Origin of the sequence: Klebsiella planticola ATCC 33531 (assembly GCF_000735435.1) — a bacterium.
In the GTDB taxonomy this organism is placed as follows: Bacteria; Pseudomonadota; Gammaproteobacteria; order Enterobacterales; family Enterobacteriaceae; genus Klebsiella; species Klebsiella planticola.
Genome location: NZ_JMPP01000024.1, coordinates 1 through 20,129, shown reverse-complemented (window position 1 = coordinate 20,129; position 20,129 = coordinate 1). Strand labels below are relative to the sequence as shown.

17 protein-coding genes are annotated in these 20,129 nt (G+C 56.7%); 4 read left to right on the top strand and 13 right to left on the bottom strand.

Annotation, left to right across the window (positions count from 1 at the left end; all coding sequences use genetic code 11):
- Positions 1–5: 5 nt before the first annotated feature.
- The 12 genes from GRPL_RS14530 to tssB all read right to left on the bottom strand — a co-directional run bounded on the left by GRPL_RS14530 (position 6) and on the right by tssB (position 16,061).
- The gene (locus GRPL_RS14530) at positions 6–2,447 is read right to left on the bottom strand and encodes a T6SS phospholipase effector Tle1-like catalytic domain-containing protein (RefSeq protein ID WP_032699057.1); all 2,442 of its coding nucleotides are present in this window, start codon (positions 2,445–2,447) and stop codon (positions 6–8) included.
- Complete coding sequence (gene tli1, locus GRPL_RS14535; protein WP_032699056.1) at positions 2,435–2,965, bottom strand: T6SS immunity phospholipase A1-binding lipoprotein Tli1-KP; 531 nt, start codon at positions 2,963–2,965, stop codon at positions 2,435–2,437. The genes GRPL_RS14530 and tli1 overlap by 13 nt, the downstream gene beginning before the upstream one ends.
- 66 nt (positions 2,966–3,031) lie before the next feature.
- On the bottom strand, positions 3,032–3,556 hold the full coding sequence (gene tli1a, locus GRPL_RS14540) for a Tli1a family immunity protein (RefSeq protein ID WP_032686599.1): 525 nt from the start codon (positions 3,554–3,556) through the stop codon (positions 3,032–3,034).
- Positions 3,557–3,643: 87 nt separating this feature from the next.
- Entirely contained in the window at positions 3,644–4,396 is a 753-nt protein-coding gene (gene tla1 / locus GRPL_RS14545; protein ID WP_032686598.1) for a toxin Tle1 chaperone Tla1, read from the bottom strand.
- Positions 4,397–6,775, bottom strand: a complete 2,379-nt coding sequence (locus GRPL_RS14550) for a type VI secretion system Vgr family protein (RefSeq protein WP_032699055.1) — start codon at positions 6,773–6,775, stop codon at positions 4,397–4,399.
- The gene (tssH, locus tag GRPL_RS14555) at positions 6,772–9,426 is read right to left on the bottom strand and encodes a type VI secretion system ATPase TssH (protein WP_032699054.1); all 2,655 of its coding nucleotides are present in this window, start codon (positions 9,424–9,426) and stop codon (positions 6,772–6,774) included. Before tssH ends, GRPL_RS14550 begins: the two co-directional genes overlap by 4 nt.
- Positions 9,427–9,728: 302 nt before the next feature.
- Positions 9,729–10,220, bottom strand: coding sequence for a type VI secretion system effector Hcp (gene hcp / locus GRPL_RS14560; protein WP_032686595.1), 492 nt, complete (start codon positions 10,218–10,220; stop codon positions 9,729–9,731).
- Between the two features lie 4 nt (positions 10,221–10,224).
- Positions 10,225–11,937 carry an OmpA family protein gene (locus GRPL_RS14565; protein ID WP_032699053.1) on the bottom strand — a complete coding sequence of 571 codons (1,713 nt, stop codon included), beginning with the start codon at positions 11,935–11,937 and terminating at the stop codon, positions 10,225–10,227.
- Positions 11,934–12,623, bottom strand: coding sequence for a type VI secretion system protein TssL, short form (tssL, locus tag GRPL_RS14570; protein WP_032699052.1), 690 nt, complete (start codon positions 12,621–12,623; stop codon positions 11,934–11,936). The genes GRPL_RS14565 and tssL overlap by 4 nt, the downstream gene beginning before the upstream one ends.
- Positions 12,620–13,960, bottom strand: coding sequence for a type VI secretion system baseplate subunit TssK (gene tssK / locus GRPL_RS14575; protein WP_032699051.1), 1,341 nt, complete (start codon positions 13,958–13,960; stop codon positions 12,620–12,622). The genes tssL and tssK overlap by 4 nt, the downstream gene beginning before the upstream one ends.
- 17 nt (positions 13,961–13,977) lie before the next feature.
- Entirely contained in the window at positions 13,978–15,468 is a 1,491-nt protein-coding gene (tssC, locus tag GRPL_RS14580; protein WP_463666966.1) for a type VI secretion system contractile sheath large subunit, read from the bottom strand.
- Between the two features lie 95 nt (positions 15,469–15,563).
- Positions 15,564–16,061, bottom strand: a complete 498-nt coding sequence (tssB, locus tag GRPL_RS14585) for a type VI secretion system contractile sheath small subunit (protein WP_032699049.1) — start codon at positions 16,059–16,061, stop codon at positions 15,564–15,566.
- 629 nt (positions 16,062–16,690) lie between these two features.
- Here tssB and GRPL_RS14590 point away from each other — a divergent pair.
- Together GRPL_RS14590 and GRPL_RS14595 are read left to right on the top strand one after the other, a co-directional pair.
- Positions 16,691–17,173, top strand: coding sequence for a WbuC family cupin fold metalloprotein (locus tag GRPL_RS14590; protein ID WP_032686587.1), 483 nt, complete (start codon positions 16,691–16,693; stop codon positions 17,171–17,173).
- A 210-nt stretch (positions 17,174–17,383) separates the two neighbouring features.
- Complete coding sequence (locus GRPL_RS14595) at positions 17,384–18,181, top strand: MipA/OmpV family protein (protein WP_032699047.1); 798 nt, start codon at positions 17,384–17,386, stop codon at positions 18,179–18,181.
- Between the two features lie 10 nt (positions 18,182–18,191).
- On the opposite strand, the gene cynR is transcribed toward GRPL_RS14595, so the two are convergent.
- Positions 18,192–19,091: a transcriptional regulator CynR gene (gene cynR / locus GRPL_RS14600; protein ID WP_032686585.1), complete on the bottom strand. Its 900-nt coding sequence runs from the start codon at positions 19,089–19,091 to the stop codon at positions 18,192–18,194.
- 142 nt (positions 19,092–19,233) lie between these two features.
- Between cynR and GRPL_RS14605 the strand changes: the two genes are divergently transcribed.
- The gene (locus GRPL_RS14605; protein ID WP_032686584.1) at positions 19,234–19,692 is read left to right on the top strand and encodes a nucleoside deaminase; all 459 of its coding nucleotides are present in this window, start codon (positions 19,234–19,236) and stop codon (positions 19,690–19,692) included.
- Positions 19,689–20,129: MFS transporter (locus GRPL_RS14610; RefSeq protein WP_032699046.1), on the top strand; the 441-nt coding region annotated here is incomplete at its 3' end. The genes GRPL_RS14605 and GRPL_RS14610, both read left to right, overlap by 4 nt.

Sequence of the window (20,129 nt, the reverse complement as noted above, 5' to 3'; positions counted from 1 at the left end):
CTGTCTCAGGCCGTAGCCGTCAGGACATCCTCCAGCCAGCTGGCCGGGATTGCAGCCTGCGCCCGCGCCAGCTGTTGTTCAGCCACCAGCGCTTTTCGCTGTGCCACCACCACTCCCGGCTCCCGGGTAAATGCCCGCTGCTGTTCCCCGCCCGGCAGTTCCGGCACGGGTTCACCGGTGATCCTGTCCAGCACCTCAGCCTGCAGCGATCGTACAGCGCCTGTCGCGGCCAGCCCCGCCAGCTTTCCGGTCAGGGTCTTTTGTCTGAAACTCAGCACAACACCCGTGGTCAGGGTGGCAAACCCAATAAGATCCCCGGCGATCACCAGTGGCGACAGGGACTTATTACATTTGTCGCTGAAATAAATCATCCGGTAACGGAAGTAGCCGCCCCACATCTCGCGCGTACCCAGCGCCGCGTGCATAAACCAGGCACGCGAGTCGTGCACCTGGTCGTCGAACAACGCCCTGACCAGCCCGGCTGGCTGCTGCGCATTACTGGCCTCACCGGCTGCAGGGAAAAGGACTGCCGCCCGGGCGTCTCCGTCAGCCTTTATTCGCCGGTATTCCTGGGGTTCATCATCGGTATTGAGCACGAAAATCATCGGCTGCAGCACGGTATCCAGCACCGCCTGCGCCAGGTTCTCCGGAATGCGGTAGCCGTCGTGGTAATCCTTACCAAACTCCTTCGCCGCTTCAAACAGCTGGGTCTGCGCCATATCCGGGTCAAAATCCTTGATGCCCGGATAGAGCACCAGCTCATCCATCTTGTCGGCAGGCTGTTTTGCTATCTGGTCCTGACGCGTTTTGAGCACCTCTTGCTGCTTCTCATCCCGTGCGTCTTCTGCCGCCTTGCGCGCGGCAGGCAGTGCTTCGGTATTCGTGGCGCGCTGGTAAAATGGCGTTTTCAGCATCGAACCTCTGGCATAGCGATCGATACGCCAGGTGGTGATCCACGCAATCTGGTTTTCAACGACGGTTTCCAGACTGCCGCTGGCACGGGCGGGTTCGTATTCGCAGGCCTCTTCGGGCGTGATTTTTTCTGGAGTGGTCAGATTCAGGGTAAGTTCGCGCCAGGCGTTGAAGCGTTTGACTAGTTCTCCGTGGATTAGAAATTCTTTTAAAGAATCTAAAGGCATCAACCGCCAGTTGTCCGTCTTCTTGTCATCAGGTAATGCTTGTACGGGTATTTTTAATGGCGCACCGATGGAAAACGCTGAAGCATACATATCATGCAAGGCGATTTGAGATAGCAATAAGCTGTCATCCTCACCATTAGCCTTCCCCTGATCCCCCGGTGGGTAACCGCCCCCCAGATCGGAGTGCATCCCCGGGTAAACCACCTCGGTGGCATAGGGCGGGTATTTGCCGTCACTCCGGCGCACCGAGTCCAGCGGGAAGCAGAGGCGCTGCTCATGCCCTGACACCAGATGCACGCATTTTTTTATCAGCCCGCCATAGGTTTTATCGTCCGGCAGCTCCATCGTACCATCCGCCCAGGACATATGCCCCTCGGCAATCGGCACCACGTGCGCCACCCCGACTGAGGCCACAGTATCCAGCAGCCCGAGAAATTCCACGCTGACGGGCAACTGCATCTCGCCAGTCTGCAGGCACTGCGGGGGGTTTTCGCCTTCCGCTTTTGGCGGGGGAAGCAACTCGCTCAGCCAGCGTACAAACGTACGCGCAGCGGCAGCACCGCGGGAAAACCCATAAACGTACAGTTTGATGCCTAACACCTTAGGCTTCCCCGGTTCCGGCTGCGTGAGCAGTGGTTTCAGTTGCGGAGCTAACGCATTCAGTAAACGACTGAACTCTTCGTAACGGTTGTGGCTGCCGCCAAACCACAGCCGGTTCCAGCTGGTACCCATATTGCTGAGAGATTGTCGGCTCTCTGCGGTGGTTAACCATTTTTCAGTAGCGGAAAATTTCAGTACATCAATAATGCGCAGCAGCGCCCAGTTAATACGCTCTTCACCTTTAGTTGCGCCCACCAGTCCCATGGTTGAATAATCCGGGTCGTTCACTTCCGGGAACGGGGTGCCCACACCGGGCATGTAGAACTTAAAATATTTCCCTTCACCGTCTTCAGCACCATCTAACAGTGTTGTCTGCATTCCAGTCGGCACCCCGCCAGCCGTACCGGTTCCTATAGTGGCACGAAACAACCGCGCGATATTGGTCGGATGCTTCGGGTCAGACAGCAGCAGGTCATTGTTCAGGTTATTCCCCGTACCGTCGAAAAACAGACTGATATGCAGCGTCTTGCAGCACGGCGGCTCGACACGTCGTCCGGCCGCCAGACACAGTTCCTGACGGTAGAGCCGCTCGGCGCTGTTCTGCTGATGACAGCTCTGCCCGACCTGCAGCGCCTGCGTTGGCAGGCGTCCCTGCGCCGGGAACGGCGGCGGCACCCAGGCTAAATCGGTTTCCGTTATTTCGGACATACTTTGGGCTCCTTCATCCTGATGGGCTCTTTTATCGGGTAGTTGGCATTTCTCGGTGACCAGCAGCTGGTCGTCACCTTCACGTCATCGCAGGGCAAAAAGTGCACCGTGATGCCGCAGACATCCTGACCGTTATAGTCGGGAACCGGGACGGTTTTGCTGTGCTGACGGTTCTGGGCGCTCATCTTTTTCTCCCAGGCTTTATATTTTTCGTAATCAGTAAATCCCGGGAAACCATCTGTCGATGCTTCTCCGCTTTCCCAGTCAATACGTACCGTCATACCCGGCGCCCAGCGGGCGGGCACGCTGTAGCAGCAGCCGCCACCGCCTCCCTGGAACGGACCAATAATGTCGATGCCCGACTGGTTATCGACGCTGAAGTGGTTAATTGCCCATCGGGTGTGGTTGATGGCTTTAATCGTGCCGCCACCGCCGCCTCCGGCCTGAGCAGCGGGCTGTGAGCAGCCGGTTAACAGCAGCAGCCCAGCCAGCAGCGGGCTTAACAGTGAATGTTTCATCTGACTTTCCTTGCAGAAGAGGGAGTTAAAGAAGAAGCGGAGAGGGTCAGGCTAAATCGGTTTCCGTTATTTCGGACATACTTTAGGCTCCTTCATCCTGATGGGCTCTTTTATCGGGTAAGACGGACTGCTGTAGGTGTAGCAACTGGTCGTCACCTTCACGTCATCACAGGGCAAAAAGTGCACCGTGATGCCGCAGACATCCTGGCCGTTATAGTCAGGAACCGGGACGGTTTTGCTGTGCTGACGGTTCTGGGCGCTCATCTTTTTCTCCCAGGCTTTATATTTTTCGTAATCAGTAAATCCCGGGAAACCTTCTGTCGATGCCTCCCCACTTTCCCAGTCAATACGTACCGTCATACCCGGCGTCCAGCGGGCGGGCACGCTGTAGCAGCAGCCGCCACCGCCTCCCTGGAACGGACCAATAATGTCGATGCCCGACTGGTTATCGACACTGAAATGGTTAATTGCCCATCGGGTGTGGTTGATGGCGTCAATGGTTCCGCCGCCTCCGGCCTGAGCAGCGGGCTGTGAGCAGCCGGTTAACAGCAGCAGCCCAGCCAGCAGCGGGCTTAACTGTGAATGTTTCATCTGACTTTCCTTGCAGAGGCGGGACTAAAGGGGAAACGGCGGCGGTACCCAGGCTAAATCGGTTTCTTTTCACCATCAGGATCTTACTTATGCGGCAAGCCACTTTTTCATGACCCAGGCCTCGCGAGCTTCATCCAGAATAATGCCGTGGTTGGTTGCCTCCACCATGCCCTGGTAACAATCAGAAAAAAGCGCCTGTTGTGATGCATACCTGCCCGCTGGCGGTGCTCGGTGCGACAAGAGGGCCATGACATCACAGACACACATCAGATGCTCAAGCTGGCGATCGCTGAGGTTGATTTTGTGAGGTTTTTCATCGCGAGTCTGGGGCGTACCGCTACCTTTTATACCTCTGGCGTTACCATCCATATCCTGCCATGCCCAGAACAGTACAGGACGCAACAAAGGCTTTTGCTGTTCCTCGCTAAGAACGTGCGTAAAAAGCAGGGGGAGAATCCGCGTATCGTAAAAACGTAAAATCCCGCTCCGCCCTTCCTGCAGAATATCCATACACTGTGTGAGCCAGCCAGACAGGGCAGAAAAAGGCCAGTGTGAACACAACAGCAGCAACGGAGCCTGGACGACAACTTGCTGACTCATGTCCTTCAGCCACTGCATCTGCTGAAGATCATCAAGCGTAATGCGTGCAACCAACGGAGCATCATCGACGATGAACGCCTCCGGAAGCCCGTGATAAAGTGACTGCCACTCCACCGACAGTGCGTTCAGGGCCGGAATAACGCTGAAATTCAGCCCAGCCTGATCAACGATAATATCAAGATAATCAGTTCCGAATGTCCGGCAGGTAACAGCGACTTCTTCAATCCATTGTGCAGTCATTTATGCCTCCCTGGGGACAAAGCCCTGCGCCAGTTCCTGGGCTTTTTTAAGGCACTCTTTACATACTGATGCCGGCAGTTCTGGCAGAGGAAAATCCTCGCTGGCTGGCCCCTGCAAATCGTGCAGGCCTTTGAGACTGATTAATCCCGGCCCGTGAATGTGCACCTCTCCCTGTGGCGTAAGACGAATATAAGCCCCGCCACAGCCCAGAGTGATGCCATTTTTAGCTGTCAACTGCAGGTGCCCCTGTGTTGACTGGACGGTGACATCTTTCAGGGAAGTTAGCGACAGCACATCGCTATGTGACTCAATCTCCAGCGAACCCTGGGCGGATACCAGTCGCATCCCTTCTTGTTGGGCAAGTAACGAGACCGCCTGGCTCGCGTTCACCGAATAGCGCTGTGCTGCGGTGATATTGACTTCCCCCAGGCTCTGCAGGTACAGCCCTTTCCCGCTGTGCATCAGGGTCGTTTCGGGCGTGACGGCGGCAATACCTTTCGGTGAAGACAGCAGCAACGCAGGCTCTTTAAGCTCACTGGCACCGGAAACAAATGCTCTTAATGGCTCAACATCAGGGGTAACGTTGTGGTGAGTCTGCGTAATAGTCCCCCATCCGGTTACCTGATTCAGCGCCCCTTTTAGCAGACTAATGGCTGGCTGCATGTCCAGCATCACCCCCTGTGCCTTCGCCTGCCCGTCCGCGCTGATGAAGATGCCCTTCTGCGCACGGATGGCGCCCCAGCTGTCGGTTCTGAGTTCAAAACCCTCACCGCGCTGTTGTTTTTCGCTGTCGACCAGGTGCCCGAGATTCAGCTGGCTCTTGCCGCCGTACTCCGTGCTGACCTTGATATGCTCTTTCCCGCGTTCATCGTCGAGGCGGATTTTGTTGTTCGCCGGGGTGCGCAGGACGTTACGTTTGTAGTTGCGGATGGTAACGTGATCGCCGTGGGCCGAGTCGTGTAGCACGCCGGAAATGTACGGTCTGTCCGGGTTACCGTCCTCAAAGCCAATCGCCACTTCGGTGCCCGCCAGCAGCGGCAGGTGCAGACCGTAGGTATCTCCTGCATATTGGCGTGACTGGCGCACCCACAGGCTCTCGAACCCGGTCTCCCGGTTATCACGATCAAACAGCATGTTGACCCGGTAACGGCCGTCTTTATCGATATGGCCGTAGGTGTCGTTTTCGGTGGTACTGGTGACGCGGGCCGGTAAGGTACCGGCCATCACCGGGCGTGAGCCAGGCTCAGGACGGAAACTGAAATCAGTGCTGTCCGGGATCCCGTCAAAATCAACCGCCAGGTCCTTATCGCGGCGGGCATGCGTGCGCAGGGCTGTGATAACCACGCCATGAGCAAACACGTCGGCCACTTCGTAGCCGCCGGTGACTTTCAGTACCTGACCCGGCGAGAGGGTCGGGCAGCTGGTGATGGCACGGGTCTGCGTCTGGCCATTCAGGTAACGCTCATGACGAATGCGGGCGTAAAACGCCCCGGACTCCGGGGCCGGATTGCGGTCATGGTGACTTCCCGGTGTCAGGTAGTTATCGGCATAGTGATAGGCATCACCGTAGGTGGTGGCATCCCCGCGGGTCGCATCCACCTGGGTGTTCATGTCTTCCGTCGCCTGGCGGTAGTTGTAATCACGGGTGCTGACCTGCTTCTGCACCACGTTATGATGGCTCTCCATTCCCCACACCGCGTCCACACCCTGCGAGTGCTGGCCTGACGGTGGCACCGATGGCAGGGTCAGGCCTTTTCCATACCCCTGCTGACCGTCGTAAAACTCCACCACGTCGATGTTCAGGCGGGTATCGGTGGTAAAGCGGAACCAGATACCGACTTCGCTCAGCAGGCGGGAGATAAAGCGCAGGTCGTCCTCGCCGTACTGCATCACCTGCTCACGTCGCGGGTACTCTTTTGCAAGCGAGAACAGAAAATCCTGACCGCGCATGCCGTGGCGCTCGCGCAGGATTTTTTCCACGATTTGCGGCACTGACATATCCTGATAAATGGCATTCTGGTGCGAACGGTCAAGCAGCGCCAGGCGCGGCTGCAGCGTCAGGGCGTAATGGGTTTCATCTTTTGAGGTGCCGAAGCGTTCAAAGCCCGTCACCACTCCCTGAATCACCCGCACCGGCTGCTGCATTTTACTGCCGTAACCCTGATCAACCGGGGCCTGCAGCGTCAGGGAGGCGGGCTTCATCAGCATCATCTCTTTACTGATGGCATGGTCGCCACTGGTAAATTCAATGCGGTAGCTGAACGGTTTACTCAGGGCTTCGTTGCCTTCAAATGCCAGCACATCAAGCTCGGCTTCACACCCCTTCACCGAAAGCCAGTGGTGGTTGTGGCTGAATCTTATCGGGGGATGGTTGCTCATGCGTTCACTCCTTCAGTGCGGTTGAAATCCAGTGAGATCCCCTCATCCTCGCTCCAGCCGAGCGTCAGGAATTGCGGCTTCTGTTTTGCAGCCATATAGGTCAACAGCTGCTGGCTCAGTACAGGCAGGATTTGCTGATTGAGTAAGCTCTCCACGTTACGCGCACCGGTATCCGGAAGCAGGCAGGCGGCGGTCAATACGTCGTACAAGCGGTCATCGATACAGGTGATCAGGCCGTAGTGGCGGTGCAAGCGTTTACTGACCAGGGCGAGCTTCATTTCCACGATAGTGCGCATGGCGGTTTCAGCCAAAGGCCGGAAAATTACGGTCTGGAAGCGGGCGAGTAGCGCGGGCTGAAAATGATCGCGCAGGATCGGGCGCAGCAGTTCGTGCAGGTCGCCCTCGCTGGCTTCCGGTTGTTCGTCCAGAAGCTGCATCAGAGAGTCGCTGCCGAGGTTGGAGGTCATCAGAATAACCGTGTTGCGGAAGTCGATTTCTCGACCTTCGCCGTCGCGCATAAAGCCGCGATCGAATACCTGATAGAACAGATTCATCACATCACGGTGGGCTTTTTCCACTTCATCGAGCAGCACCACGCTGTACGGGCGCTTGCGCACGGCTTCGGTGAGGATCCCGCCCTGCCCGTAACCGACGTAACCCGGAGGTGAACCCTTCAGTTGAGAAACGGTGTGCGGCTCCTGGTATTCCGACAGATTGATGGTAATCAGCGATTTTTCCCCGCCGTACATCACGTCCGCCAGCGCCAGCGCGGTTTCGGTTTTCCCCACGCCGCTCGGGCCAACCAGCAGGAACACGCCCTGCGGGCCATTCTCGGAGGTGAGTCCGGTTTTGGCGGCACGCAGGCGTTGCGCGATGGCAGTCAGCGCCACATCCTGTCCGACCACACGTTTGTCGATTTCATTTTCCAGGGTCAGCAGCCCGGTCTGCTCGTCTTTCATCAGCGAGGACAGCGGTACGCCCGTCCAGTCAGCAATCACCGTTGCAACGGTACGCACATCCACATCAACGCAGAGCAATGGGTGGCTGCCCTGCATGCCGTTCAGCTCCTGTTGCAGCGTGTGAGTCTCACTCTGACGGGAGATATCCTGGCGGCTTTCCAGCAGTTGTTCGGTGAGTTTCAGCTCCTGACCGTACTGGGTTTCCAGCTCGTCGAGCGCAACGATGAGGTCGTTCTCTTCCTGCTCAATGGCGCTCAGGCGTTTACCGTGGCTCTGATTGCCAAGCGCGATATCCTCCAGCAGCGCCTGCTTCTCCATTTCCAGAGCGGTAATCTGTGAGCGGATGCGGGTCAGCGGTTCCGGGACGGTATCGAGGCTCATGCGCACGCGGGCGCTGGCAGTGTCGAGGAGGTCAACGGCCTTGTCCGGCAACTGACGGCCCGTCAGATAACGGCGAGAAAGCGTGACGGCAGCTCGCACGGCATCATCGGTAATGTGCACGTTGTGGTGCTCAGCATAGCGGGATTTCAGACCACGCAGCATCAGACACGCCGTGCCATCATCCGGCTCGTCCACCTTCACCATCTGGAAGCGACGCTCCAGGGCAGCATCGCGTTCGAAGTACTGCTTGTATTCGGACCAGGTGGTCGCGGCGATGGTGCGCAGTTCGCCTCGCGCCAGCGCCGGTTTCAGCAGGTTGGCGGCGTCTGCGCCCCCGGCCTGATTACCGGCACCAATGATGGTATGCGCCTCATCGATAAACAGCAGAACCGGTGTGGATGACTGTTGCACGGCATCGATGACGTTTTTCAGGCGCTGTTCAAATTCGCCCTTCACGCCGGCGCCCGCCTGCAGCAGGCCGAGGTCAAGCGTGCGTAGAACAACAGGTTTGAGCGATTCCGGTACATTGCCTTCGGCGATTCTGAGTGCGAGACCTTCCACCAGCGCGGTTTTCCCCACGCCTGGCTCACCGACCAGGATCGGGTTGTTTTTACGGCGACGCGAGAGAATGTCCACCATCTGGCGGATTTCCGTATCACGGCCAAACACCGGGTCGATTTTGCCTTCCTTCGCTTTGGCGGTGACGTCGAGGGTGAACTTATCCAGCGCGTTTTGTAATGCCGGGCTGAGCTCGCTCTCTTGCACTTCAGCTCCAACCGGGCGCCCGACAAACGCCACTCCCCCGCCATGGCTCTGCGCCAGTTCAGCTTCCTGCTGTACTTCGGGACGTTCATCAGACTGTGCATCAAGCAATGGACGCAGGCGCACCAACTGACTCTGACCCATCGTCAGCAGTGGCCACAGTCCGTCACAGTGGGCCAGTTTTGGCTTACCGACCAGCGCCATCAGCAAATGGAGGCTACGGATTTGCTCTTCTCCATTAAGGGAGGCAATCAGCCAGGCTTCCTGCATCAGCGTCTGGATGTTTTCCGAGAGCCGCGGTCGGTGGCGCACTGAGCGCGGTTGTTTATCCAGCCAGCCGAGCAAATCCTGCCAGATGCTGTCCATATCCCATTCGTAGCGACGGGCCAGCACCGTGAGATCGCCTTCCCCCTGCTCCAGCAGTTTCAACAACCAGTGCTCCGGAAGAATTTCCGCATGCGCGCGGCTCTGGCAGAGCGAGGCCGCCCCTTCCATCGCACGGGCACAGTAAGGGTTCAGACGTCGCAGCAGGATGGCTGGATTTTCCATGAGTCTCTCTCTTTGTCGGTTCCTGGACACGCTACCGCCCCTCGCTGTTTCCCGTGAAGGGGACCAAAGCGCATCCGGTCGGCTGGCAGATTGTGGGTTCTTTGCTCAACGCCCGCGTGGGCAGACGCTCAGCAAAGACAAAAAAAGCGGACAGAGAGGACTGTCCGTCTGAGTGGTTACTCTAAATAGTTCGTGCAGTAACAAGGCGGCAAGTTCGCGAATCCCCGGGAGCTTACAGCGGTAAGTGACCGGGGTGAGCGAACGCAGCCAACACCGTTACCGCGCGAAATATGACGAGTAACTTAGGCGGTGGCGCGTTCGTTCCACGAATCGGAATGAATGATGTTGCCGTCTTTGTAGGTCCAGGTGATTTTTTCGTAACGCAGCTCAATCTGCTCAAGGTGGTTGTGTTTCTCGAAAGAGGGATCCTTGATGTCGTGCATCACCGGGTTCACTTTCACCACTTTTACGTTTTCGAGTCTGGTGTTGAAGTACTCCACTTCCTGGCCTGCGTCGTTGATTTTGTACCACTTGAATTCCGCAGACTTGAGGGTCTGACCGGTGGTCACCGCCTTGTACAGATACGGGCTGGACGAATCGATTTCCTTGGTGAACAGGAACGGCGTGTGGATACGGGTACCCGTCAGTTTGCCGGTGTTGTTATCGGTCGGGATGTACAGGTTATGCTGCTGCGCCACCACTTCGATGCTGCCTTCGCGATCCTGAACGTCCACAGACCCTTTAATGTCCGCGCCGCCGTCGTCTTTCAGCCAAAGATAAACAGGAATTGCCATGGAATTACTCTCCATTGTGTAGTGATGCGCCATCATCCTGCGATGACGCCGGGGTTTTGCCAGGTATCTGACAGGCACTGGCCTGCGGTACCAGACTGATTTCGACACGGCGGTTGAGCGCACGGCCCTCCGGAGTGTCGTTGGTTGCAGCAGGACGGCTTGCGCCATAGCCCTGCACTGCAAAACAGCTTTCCGGCACGTCGCCGGTATCGCGCATCCAGTCGCGCACGGCTTCGGCACGTTTCTGAGAAAGCCTCTGGTTCAGTTGCGAAGTGCCGGTGTTATCCGTGTAGCCGGCGACCACAATCAGCCAGCCCGGCTTTGCCTTAATGCCGACCAGCGAGTTGACCAGCAGCTTGGTCGAGCCGGGTTTCAACACGGACTGCCCGGAGTCGAACAGCGACATGCTGTCGAGGCGCGCAATTTTCGTTACCGGTTTGGATTTCGGCTGCGGTTCAGGCGGCGGGGGCGGGGGCACCCAGGAGCGGATCGCATCCAGCACAGGCATTCGCAGACGCTCACCCTGATACAGACCGAAGCTCATCCGGGCCGGTACGCCATTGCGCACCCAGCCATCCAGCTGTTCCGCATCGTCACGCAGGACGGTAACGGCGTCGGCTTTTGGTCCGAAATCATGCATCGGGATACGGTCATAGCGGGCAATATCGAAGCTCACACGCTGCAGCAGCTGGTGATTGTTCCAGCCACTGCTGAGCAGCGCAGCAATGACCGCCAGCGTGAAGATCCCGAGCGAATAACGGAAGGCTCGCCCACGCGGCGTCAGGCCTCGCCCTTCAGGCAGCAGCGGCAGGATAAAATCCGGCAACGGGGAGATAACCGTACTGTCCGTTCCCACCGGCTGCCAGCCCGCAACCTGCTGCATCGCAGTGTGGCGGGAAAGCCACGCCGTCCAGGCCGATGTGGCCAGACTTCCGGCAAGAATCGGCCCCATTCCCCACAGCACCGCAACAGGTGCAATGACGGGAACATCGGGGTTTTCATCCATAAACACGGCTTTGACGTGCTGATGGAACCAGCTCATCAGGCTGTTCATCAGCACCTGTTGCTGCATCGCCATAGCACCACCGGTGGCAACCCAGGCTGCAATGGAGCCCGGCGCTGAAGATTCACGCCAGACCCTCCCCCCTTCCCCCGGGATAGCCGCCTGCCAGAGCATGTCATTCGTCATCGCGCTGCCAACCTGACCATTCAGAACCAGCGGCACAGAATGACCGGTTTCTTTACGCAGCCGGCTGATTTGCCAGCGCAGGGCCAACAGACGACTGGTAAGGCGCTCGCTGTCATCGTGTTGCTGTGGGCAGACGCTGACCATCACCGACAGCTGACGCCCCCAGTCAGGGCGTAGCCACAGTACCTGGCGGGCTGCCTGCTGCAGATCCTGATGATCTGCCACGCGGATCCAGCATCCCTGGGTGACAGTGAGCACCAGTGACTGCTGCATACATGCCAGCGGCAAATCACCACAGACCAGCACCACGGGCTGACGGTAAGTGGCTTCCGGTAGGTCATCCAGACGCAGGATGACATCATGCTGCGCACGACGACTGGCGGCGTACCAGAACGCCAGGATAAGCCCCAGCACCACCAGCAGAACGAGCGCAGAAACCAGTCGGGTGACCGGCAGGAAACCCAGGCAGACCACGGCGCTGAGCAGGGCGGCCCACAGCGCAAGCCCGCACTGTTGCGCCGGACTCATTTCACGGCTCCCGGCAACAGGGTCAGCAGCGTCTGATCCAGCCAGTGATTCAGTCCCAGCCAGAGTGCAGCCACCGCCACCACACTCAGGCCAATACGCACGGGCCATGACGCCAGCCAGCCGCCCATTCCCCATCCGGTACGGCTTTCGGCCAGGACCGAATGGGTTTGTGGGTAGCTGAACGGCGTGACATGCTCACTGAGCGCGCTGACGAGTTTCTGGCGCTCCGGGTCGTTCAGAGAGCGGAAACTGCCGAGGAACCCCAGCATCATGACTCGCTGGAAGCAGGTCACGACGGCGTGGTCTGGAGCCGGTTCGCGCAACACATCACGCATCCGATCGCACAACGTATCGCCAGCGTCCATGGTGCCGAGGAAGTGCCCCTGCAGGGGAGTGTCATACCACTGCACACAGGCGTCATCCTCCACGCCGCGATTTTTGACCGCCTCATCGAGCAGCGCACACTGTGCAGTGAGAATATGCTGACAGCTGGCTTCATCGAGTTCGCTCGCTTTCAGCTCACGCTGGACACGTTCGACATCAGCAATGCAGCGCTCCCACAGCGTGCGCCCTTCTCCATCCTGAAATTTCGGACCATGACGCAGGCTGATCGCCTGCAGCCAGGTGTCCTGCAGGAGGGCATCAATATCAATGAACGCGGCAGCGCCGCGTTTACGCTCACTCATGTTCTCAGTACCGCAAAGAGTTCAAGTTCAGGCTCGCCGAGCATTCCCGGAACGTAAAACATACAGGTGCCGCTCTGGAGCATTTCGATGGCCAGAGGATGAGAGACATCAAGGCTGAAATACTGGTTTTCCAGGCGCAGTGGAATAGCTGCCGGCACATGACGCAGCGGCGTCAGAGGAACGCCCACCCGCGATGAATTGACGATGCTCCTGACATGATCGGGACTGCCGACTTTGCACAATTGCGGGAACTGTTCCTGCAGCTGTGCCACCGGCATCGGTGAACGCACGGAGAGATAGTAATCAGCGCCTTCGCGCAGACGTGGGTCATGCAGACGAGCCTGCGAGAAGTGAAGTCGGGCATCATGCTCAAGCTCAATCGCCACCACCCGCGACGGCAGGCTGGCTTCCAGCAGGTCGCCCAGTAAATCAAACAGCGGCGGGAAGACGTTATTCAGTTGCTCATGCTGCCAGACCGGAATAGCACTCACCTGATGCTCCAGTGAGAAGGTCAGCAGGCTGCCCGCAAGCCGTGCCAGCTCCGGATACAGACGCTCAGGCGGGATTTGCGGGTGGCGCAGAAACTGTCCGAGCACGGGCTCAGCGCTGTTCAGGGCATTGAGCAGCCAGAACAGTGACACGTCGGCCACGGCAAAATCTGCCATTCGTTCGTTACTCTCCCGGCGCATATCCATCAGGCGACTCAGACGGGCACGCAGTTGCGTCATCAGCTGCTCCAGCTGGGTCACCAGCCAGCGGTTGCCCTGCAGAGCCAGCAGTGGCGGGAGATAGGTTTCATCGAGTGCCCAGTTCCCCTGCGAATCCTGCTGCAGACGGGCGACCGGACAGGCCAGATAATCGCTGTTGTTTTGATGGGCAAACCGCAGCGTCAGCTCTGGCTGCATCACCGCAATCTGGCGGGTATCATCTCCGAAAATATTGCGGACATCCCGCCAGCGCTGGCGATAGCGAACAGGACGCTCGGCCACCTCATCAGGTTTAAGGCAGTTACCGCCATTTGCCCGCAGCAGCGGAAGGGCCAGAACTACCACCACGTCCTGTGATTCACCTTCAAGCGCCAGCACCGGCGGCAGGTCGTCAGCATTATCCGTGTCGATAAGCGTCCCGTCCGGGAACCGGAGATGCAGATGACGGGCCTGCAGTCGGCCCAGCTTCAGTGTTTCCGGTTCGAAAGCGACATTTATCACGCCCCAGGGCTGTGATAAACCCATCCGGGCAATACCTTCGACGGACCAGGCCGCATACGCGGCCTGTTGCTGGAAGTGCTGGGGCGAAACCATAATCCCTCGACCCCATAACGGTTGTTCCGTTTTCATCGGCTTCCTGCCTTACGTTACGATTTGGCTTTCGGCATCTGGGAAACCAGTGACAGGTTGACATCCATCCCTTCCACCTGGAAATGCGGCACGGCGAACAGCTTCACGCGGAAAAAGCCCGGGTTGTCTGCAATGTCTTCCACCACCACTTTTGCATCGCGCAGCGGGTGAGAAGCCTGAAGTTCGTCACCGGGGTCGGTCATTTCAGTGACCAGACCGCGCACCCAGGTATTGAGTTCCAGCTCCAGCAGGCGGCGATCTTTGGTAGTACCGATATTTTCACGCTGGATAAGCTTCAGGTGGTGCGCGATGCGCGACAGCAGGAAGATGTATGGCAAACGCGAGTTAATGCGGCTGTTGGCCGTGGCATCGGCAGTGTCATACAGGGCGGGTTTCTGGGCGGAGTTCGCAGAGAAGAAGCAAGCGTAGTCGCGGTTTTTGTAATATGACAGCGGAATAAAGCCGAGGCTGGAGAACTCAAACTCGCGGGTTTCCGGGATCATCACTTCGGACGGAATTTTCACCTGGTTGCCGGTACCGAGGTCATACAGGTGGATCGGCAGATCTTTCACTGCACCACCGGCCTGCGGGCCGCGAATTTGCACGCACCAGCCATTATTGATGAAGCTTTTCACCATGTTGGCTGCAAAGGCGAAAGACGCATGAGTCCACAGGTATTTGTTGTGATCCGGACCTTTCACTTCTTCGACATAGTTGAAACTGCGTACCGGTACGGTGTCCGGACCATACGGCAGGCGAGCAAGCACGCGCGGCATCACCAGGCCGATATACCGCGAGTCGTCGGTGTCGCGGAAGGATTGCCACTTGATGTACTCGGCGCGCTCGAAATAGTTGCTGATATCTTTGATAGCCGCCACCTCTTCCATCGTCTCTTTGAGGAAGAATTTCGGCCCCGCAGAGCCAATAAATGGCATGTGCGCGGCGGCGGAGACTTTTGAAATATGACGCATCAGCGCTACGTCCTGCGCGGTGGCATCGAACTCATACGCTGAAATCACTGCCGCAATCGGCTCACCGCCAGGGGTATCGTATTCAGCGATGTAGGTCTGCTTGTACAAGCCGCTCTGGACAATTTCCGGCGAATCTTCGAAATCCTGACGCAATTCTTCTTTGGACAAATCGAGGATTTCCAGCTTCACGTTCTGGCGAAAGTCAGTCTTGTTCACCAGGGACTGAAGGCCACGCCACACGGACTCCACTTTCTGGAACGCGTCATTGTGCATGACTTCATCAAGCTGGCGGCTGATCTGGAAATCCAGTTCAGCGATATGGTGGTCGAGTAATGTCTTATCGAGCTTCTCGACCTTCTGACCGGACTTGTGCAGACACTGCATGAAAACCTGAACAGCGGCGGTAACACGTTCATCGGCCGAGGTTTCCGCCATTACGGTATTATCTTCAAATCCATTCAGGCCGCCGATTTCAGCAACCGGCGTTAAATTAATTTTGTCGAACAGTGAGGCATATACACCGTTCTGCGGCAGCATTTTTTCAACTGTGGCTGCCCTTCCCTCATTCTGGATTTCGTTATTTACTGACATCAGCATTTTTCTCGTTAATATTCCGTTAAAGTTTCCAGAAATTAATCCTGGCCCAGGGCAAGCGCATTCAATTCACTGCGTAGCTCGTCGGAAAGAGCAGGGTCTTTTAAAATGATTTCCAGTTCTTTCCGGAAAGTAACGTTGTCCAGCAGATTGGATTTCAAATCACGTAATAAATTACGCATAGCAAGCATCACACGAAGCTGTGGAATTTGCCGCGCTACCGCCTCTGGTTCAAAATCCTTCATATCCTGAAAGGCCAGTTTCACACTCTCTTCGGAACCATCGTTGGCGAGGGTATTTTTAACGGTGAGATAAACTTCGGGATTGAGATCCGCGAGAACGCTGTTGAAATTGCGCATAGTGATATTGATTTTTTCGCGCTCTGAAAGCGTCCCTTGAGCCTTGCCGTTGCTGAAGTCACCAACACTCAGGAGCTTCAACGGCAGTTCAACTTTCTTCTGAGCGCCACCCGTCACCAGATCCAGTTTTATATTTACACGCGCACGAGGTATCTCATTCTGAAATGATTCAGACATATATATTTATCTCCTGAATAAATTAGTCCTTTTGCCGGACAGAGTATCGCTATATAAAAATATGTTTTTATTTTAACCAGTAATTTGCTTTAAGGTAAAGCAGGCAAAAAAGGTGATAATTACAGCCAGCAGCTGAAATATTTAATACTGGTGTAAACACCGCATCATCACTGGATTTTCAGATTAAATCGCTCAACTATTTAAAAAATTCAAAACAACAACCTCACTCAAACAATAAATATTGCGCAGGCATTAAGAGAAAAAACTCTCCTTTAAAAACGAAGTTATATAAAACTTGCCATGTCTTTGTAAGAAGATATTCATAAAATGAATGGGTTTTATTTTTGCGCCGCAGACATAAGAGAATAATCATCCGAATTTATGGAAGGTGTCATATATATAAAAAGGAGCGTGCTATGGTCCACCATGTTCCAGGAAGTCACCAAAAGGTCAATGGTGTGAGCGTGTTGAATTTGCCAGGCGATACGGCACTTGATGCACTGAAAAACAGTGCGCGCCGGCCAAGGGAAATGGATACAATGCGGCGACTGGCTTTCGACAAAGCAGTGCAGAGCTCATCCACCGTAGCGAAACCATTCGCAATCTCAGATCTCACGTCAGGCGGCTAAATGAAATACATCACTTTCAGCGACATGCAACAGCAGAGCGACGCGGCAGCGCGTTCACCTCGTTTACGTGCACATCGTAATTTTCACCCGGAATTAACCGATCCCGTACAACGTCTGGCGATCGCGATGGAACCGGGAACCTATATTCGCCCTCACCGTCATCCGCACACCTTTGAGCTGCTGTTAGCTCTGAGCGGGCGCTTTGTGGTACTGACTTTTGATGATCTCGGTTACGTCACTCGCCGCATCGTATTAGGCGAAGAGTGTACGGCGCTAGAGATGGATGCCGGGACCTGGCATGCGGTTCTGTCGCTGGACGCCGGCGGCGTTATTTTTGAGGTCAAACACGGCGGTTATCAGCCGGTTGCTGCCGGGGATTATGTCTCGTGGGCTCCGGCGGAAGGTGAAGCGGGGACGTTTGAACTGATGGAGTGGTATCGTCAGGCTCAGGTTGGCGACGGCGGGCACATTCGCTCACTCTGACCGGGCCGGTTAAAAAAACAGTCCGCTGCCGGGAAGCGGCGGATTAGAACCTTTCTATCTCATCAAACCGGCCAGCATAAATTTAGAAAAAACAAAAACTCGCCCACTGACTGACCTGCGCTGGTATATATTCACATTAGCAATGCTTTATCTGCAAAACAGCATCTACGCGTATTAGCTCTATAATCCCTCATCATATTTGGAATCCGGATGAAACCATTTCGCTACCCTGCTGCTCTCTGCTCCCTGATGCTGTGTTGTTCGCCCGCCAGCGCCGAGGTTGACCTGGGTTCCATCGATATCTTCTCCGCATCGAATCCAAATAGTCCGGTACCAAAAGGAGTGGTGCTGGGAGCCGCAACCATCAGCGGAACGGCGCGCTACGAGAAGCAGAATAATGAAACTTACGTTATTCCCGGCGGGCTCTACTTCGGCGATCGGTTTATCTATCTCGGCGATCGCGCCCGCTACTATTTTCATATCGACGACAACGTTGCTTTTTACGGCTATGGCCGCTGGCGATTTGGCAACTTAGATCCCAGCGATAATAGCGCGTTCAAGGGCATGGAGCAGCGAAAAGGCGAGTTTGAAGCCGGTATCGGCGCCACGCTGATTACGCCGTATGCGCTGCTGAGCGCCCGTATCAGTTCCGACGTTACGGGTCGCAGCAATGGGCAAGAGTTGCTTTTGTGGGCAGACTTTCCCGTCATCAAAGATAATCTGCTGATCATGCCGGGGATGGGAATGATGATCCGCAGTAGCAATATGGCCAACTACTATTTTGGCGGCGTCTCGGCCAGCGAAGCCACCAGCCAGCGCCCACAGTGGGATACCGGCACCACCGTCTCACCAATGGCGGCGATTATTACCAGCTACCGTTTCAGCCCCCACTGGGTCGGCATGTTCGCCGCGAACTACGAGCTGTATGATAAAGATATCGCCGACAGCCCCCTTGTTCAGCACAACGGCGAGCTGTATGGCATTCTGGCCGTCGGCTATAGCTGGTAAGTGGACGCTATCACGAGGTTTCCCCACCGCTAAGTTCCCCGGCTATCTGGAATGCCATCGCACGAAACGCGCGCGTCGCGGCGCTCTGCCAGGCCTCTTTGTGCTGCAGCAGGCAGGCCGTGCGCTCCAGCAGCACCGGCGTGAGCGCCACCGCGACCAGATCGTCGCGGCCCCGTACGATGGCGGCCGGTAACAGCGTCCCAAGCTGGGTATGTTGAATTACCGTCAGCACCGCGCTGATAGAATTGGCCTCCATGCGCACCGTTGGCTGAATACCGTGCTGCCGGCAACAGGAGTCGATTTGCCCGCGCGTCGCAAACTCCTCGCTCAATAAAATCAACGATTGCTGATTGAGCGCCTCCAGCGTCATACGGCGCTGACCCGCCAGCGGATGATGCCGCCCCACCACCAGCGCCAGCGTTTCGCTGAATAAAGGTGCGGCCACGATATCCCGTGAGCCGCTATCGGCAAAAGCAATCCCGGCATCCAGCTCATCGTTAAGCAATAACGCTTCCATCCGTTCCTGGGCCATTTCACGCATCGTCAGCGTGATGTTCGGATAACGCTGATAAAAAGCCGCTACCAGCGGCCCCATAAAGTAGGTCGTAAACGTTGGCGTCATCGCCACCCGCAGCGTTCCCCGCTGCAGGTCTTCTACCTCCAGCAGGGCTCGTTTGCCCTCTTCCAGCTCCTGTAGCACCCGGCGGGCATAAGTGAGCCAGACCTCGCCGGAATCGGTCAAACGGATCTGCCGCCCGCTGCGGTCAAATAACAGCACGCCCAGCATCTCTTCAAGCTGGCGGATCTGTTGTGAAAGTGCCGGCTGCGAAACATGCAGCGCCGACGCGGCTCGGGTAAAACTGCGATGTTCCGCAACCGCCAGAAAACAGGTGAGATGGCGTAGCAGCATGGGCCCCCCTATAAGCAAAACCAATAGAGTCAATCATAAATAAGTCTTTTAACTTATAAAACAAAATGCGTACTCTGGCCCTGTGCACAACCGTAAAGTTCCTCTTCCCGCAACATCTCAGCCTTTCCTCTCCGGAGCCGCTATGTCAGTTCACGATAACTATCTTCAGCATGCCATCGCCCTCGCCACAGCCAATGTTGAAAACGGCGGGCGTCCGTTTGGCGCGCTCATCGTCCGCAGGGGTGATATTGTCGCCCGGGCCGTCAATACCCTGCATCAAAACGGCGATCCGACCGCGCATGCCGAACTCAACGCCATTCGCGACGTCTCGCAGCGTCTGGGTAGCCAGGTGCTCAGCGAGTGCATCATTTATGCCAGCGGTCAGCCCTGCCCGATGTGCCTGAGCGCTATCTATCTGACCGGCATACGCGAGGTTTATTTCGCCAACAGTAACCGGGATGGCGAGCCCTTCCGGCTCTCCACCGCCGCTATCTACCACCAGCTAAGTCAACCACTGGAAACGCAATCACTCCCGATTCACCATAGCCCTCAGCCCGAGGGCCTCGCGCTTTATCAGCGGTGGGCGGATAAGCACAAATGAACCCGACGTCGCGCAACGGCCTGATGCTTCTGGTGCTGATGCTGATCGGCATCAATATGCGCCCGCTTTTAACTTCCATCGGCCCGCTTCTTCCGCAACTACAACAGGCCAGCGGAATGGGGTTTAGCCTCGTTTCGCTACTCACCGCGATCCCGGTCATCGCGATGGGACTGCTGGCGCTGGCAAGTCCGTGGACTCAGCGCCATATCAGCGAAAGTCGCGGGATTGTCCTGAGTCTGATGATGATCGCCTCAGGCGCTGCGCTTCGTGAATTCACGCCGCACAGCGGGCTGCTGCTGAGTAGCGCCCTGCTCGGCGGGATCGGAATTGGTATTATTCAGGCGACGATTCCGGCGGTGATAAAGCGTCAGTTCCCCCACCGAACGCCGCAGGTCATGGGCCTGTGGTCAGCGGCGCTGATGGGTGGCGGCGGCCTG

Coding starts and splice junctions, on each gene's coding strand:
- tssC (WP_463666966.1), bottom strand. CDS start 15,468: ATGCTGCCGCAGAACGGTGTATATGCCTCACTGTTCGACAAAATTAAT.
- tli1a (WP_032686599.1), bottom strand. CDS start 3,556: ATGAAACATTCACAGTTAAGCCCGCTGCTGGCTGGGCTGCTGCTGTTA.
- tli1 (WP_032699056.1), bottom strand. CDS start 2,965: ATGAAACATTCACTGTTAAGCCCGCTGCTGGCTGGGCTGCTGCTGTTA.
- tssL (WP_032699052.1), bottom strand. CDS start 12,623: ATGAGTGAGCGTAAACGCGGCGCTGCCGCGTTCATTGATATTGATGCC.
- GRPL_RS14530 (WP_032699057.1), bottom strand. CDS start 2,447: ATGTCCGAAATAACGGAAACCGATTTAGCCTGGGTGCCGCCGCCGTTC.
- GRPL_RS14550 (WP_032699055.1), bottom strand. CDS start 6,775: ATGAGCAACCATCCCCCGATAAGATTCAGCCACAACCACCACTGGCTT.
- tssH (WP_032699054.1), bottom strand. CDS start 9,426: ATGGAAAATCCAGCCATCCTGCTGCGACGTCTGAACCCTTACTGTGCC.
- GRPL_RS14595 (WP_032699047.1), top strand. CDS start 17,384: ATGAAACCATTTCGCTACCCTGCTGCTCTCTGCTCCCTGATGCTGTGT.
- GRPL_RS14565 (WP_032699053.1), bottom strand. CDS start 11,937: ATGAGTCCGGCGCAACAGTGCGGGCTTGCGCTGTGGGCCGCCCTGCTC.
- cynR (WP_032686585.1), bottom strand. CDS start 19,091: ATGCTGCTACGCCATCTCACCTGTTTTCTGGCGGTTGCGGAACATCGC.
- tssB (WP_032699049.1), bottom strand. CDS start 16,061: ATGTCTGAATCATTTCAGAATGAGATACCTCGTGCGCGTGTAAATATA.
- GRPL_RS14590 (WP_032686587.1), top strand. CDS start 16,691: ATGAAATACATCACTTTCAGCGACATGCAACAGCAGAGCGACGCGGCA.
- tla1 (WP_032686598.1), bottom strand. CDS start 4,396: ATGACTGCACAATGGATTGAAGAAGTCGCTGTTACCTGCCGGACATTC.
- tssK (WP_032699051.1), bottom strand. CDS start 13,960: ATGAAAACGGAACAACCGTTATGGGGTCGAGGGATTATGGTTTCGCCC.
- hcp (WP_032686595.1), bottom strand. CDS start 10,220: ATGGCAATTCCTGTTTATCTTTGGCTGAAAGACGACGGCGGCGCGGAC.
- GRPL_RS14605 (WP_032686584.1), top strand. CDS start 19,234: ATGTCAGTTCACGATAACTATCTTCAGCATGCCATCGCCCTCGCCACA.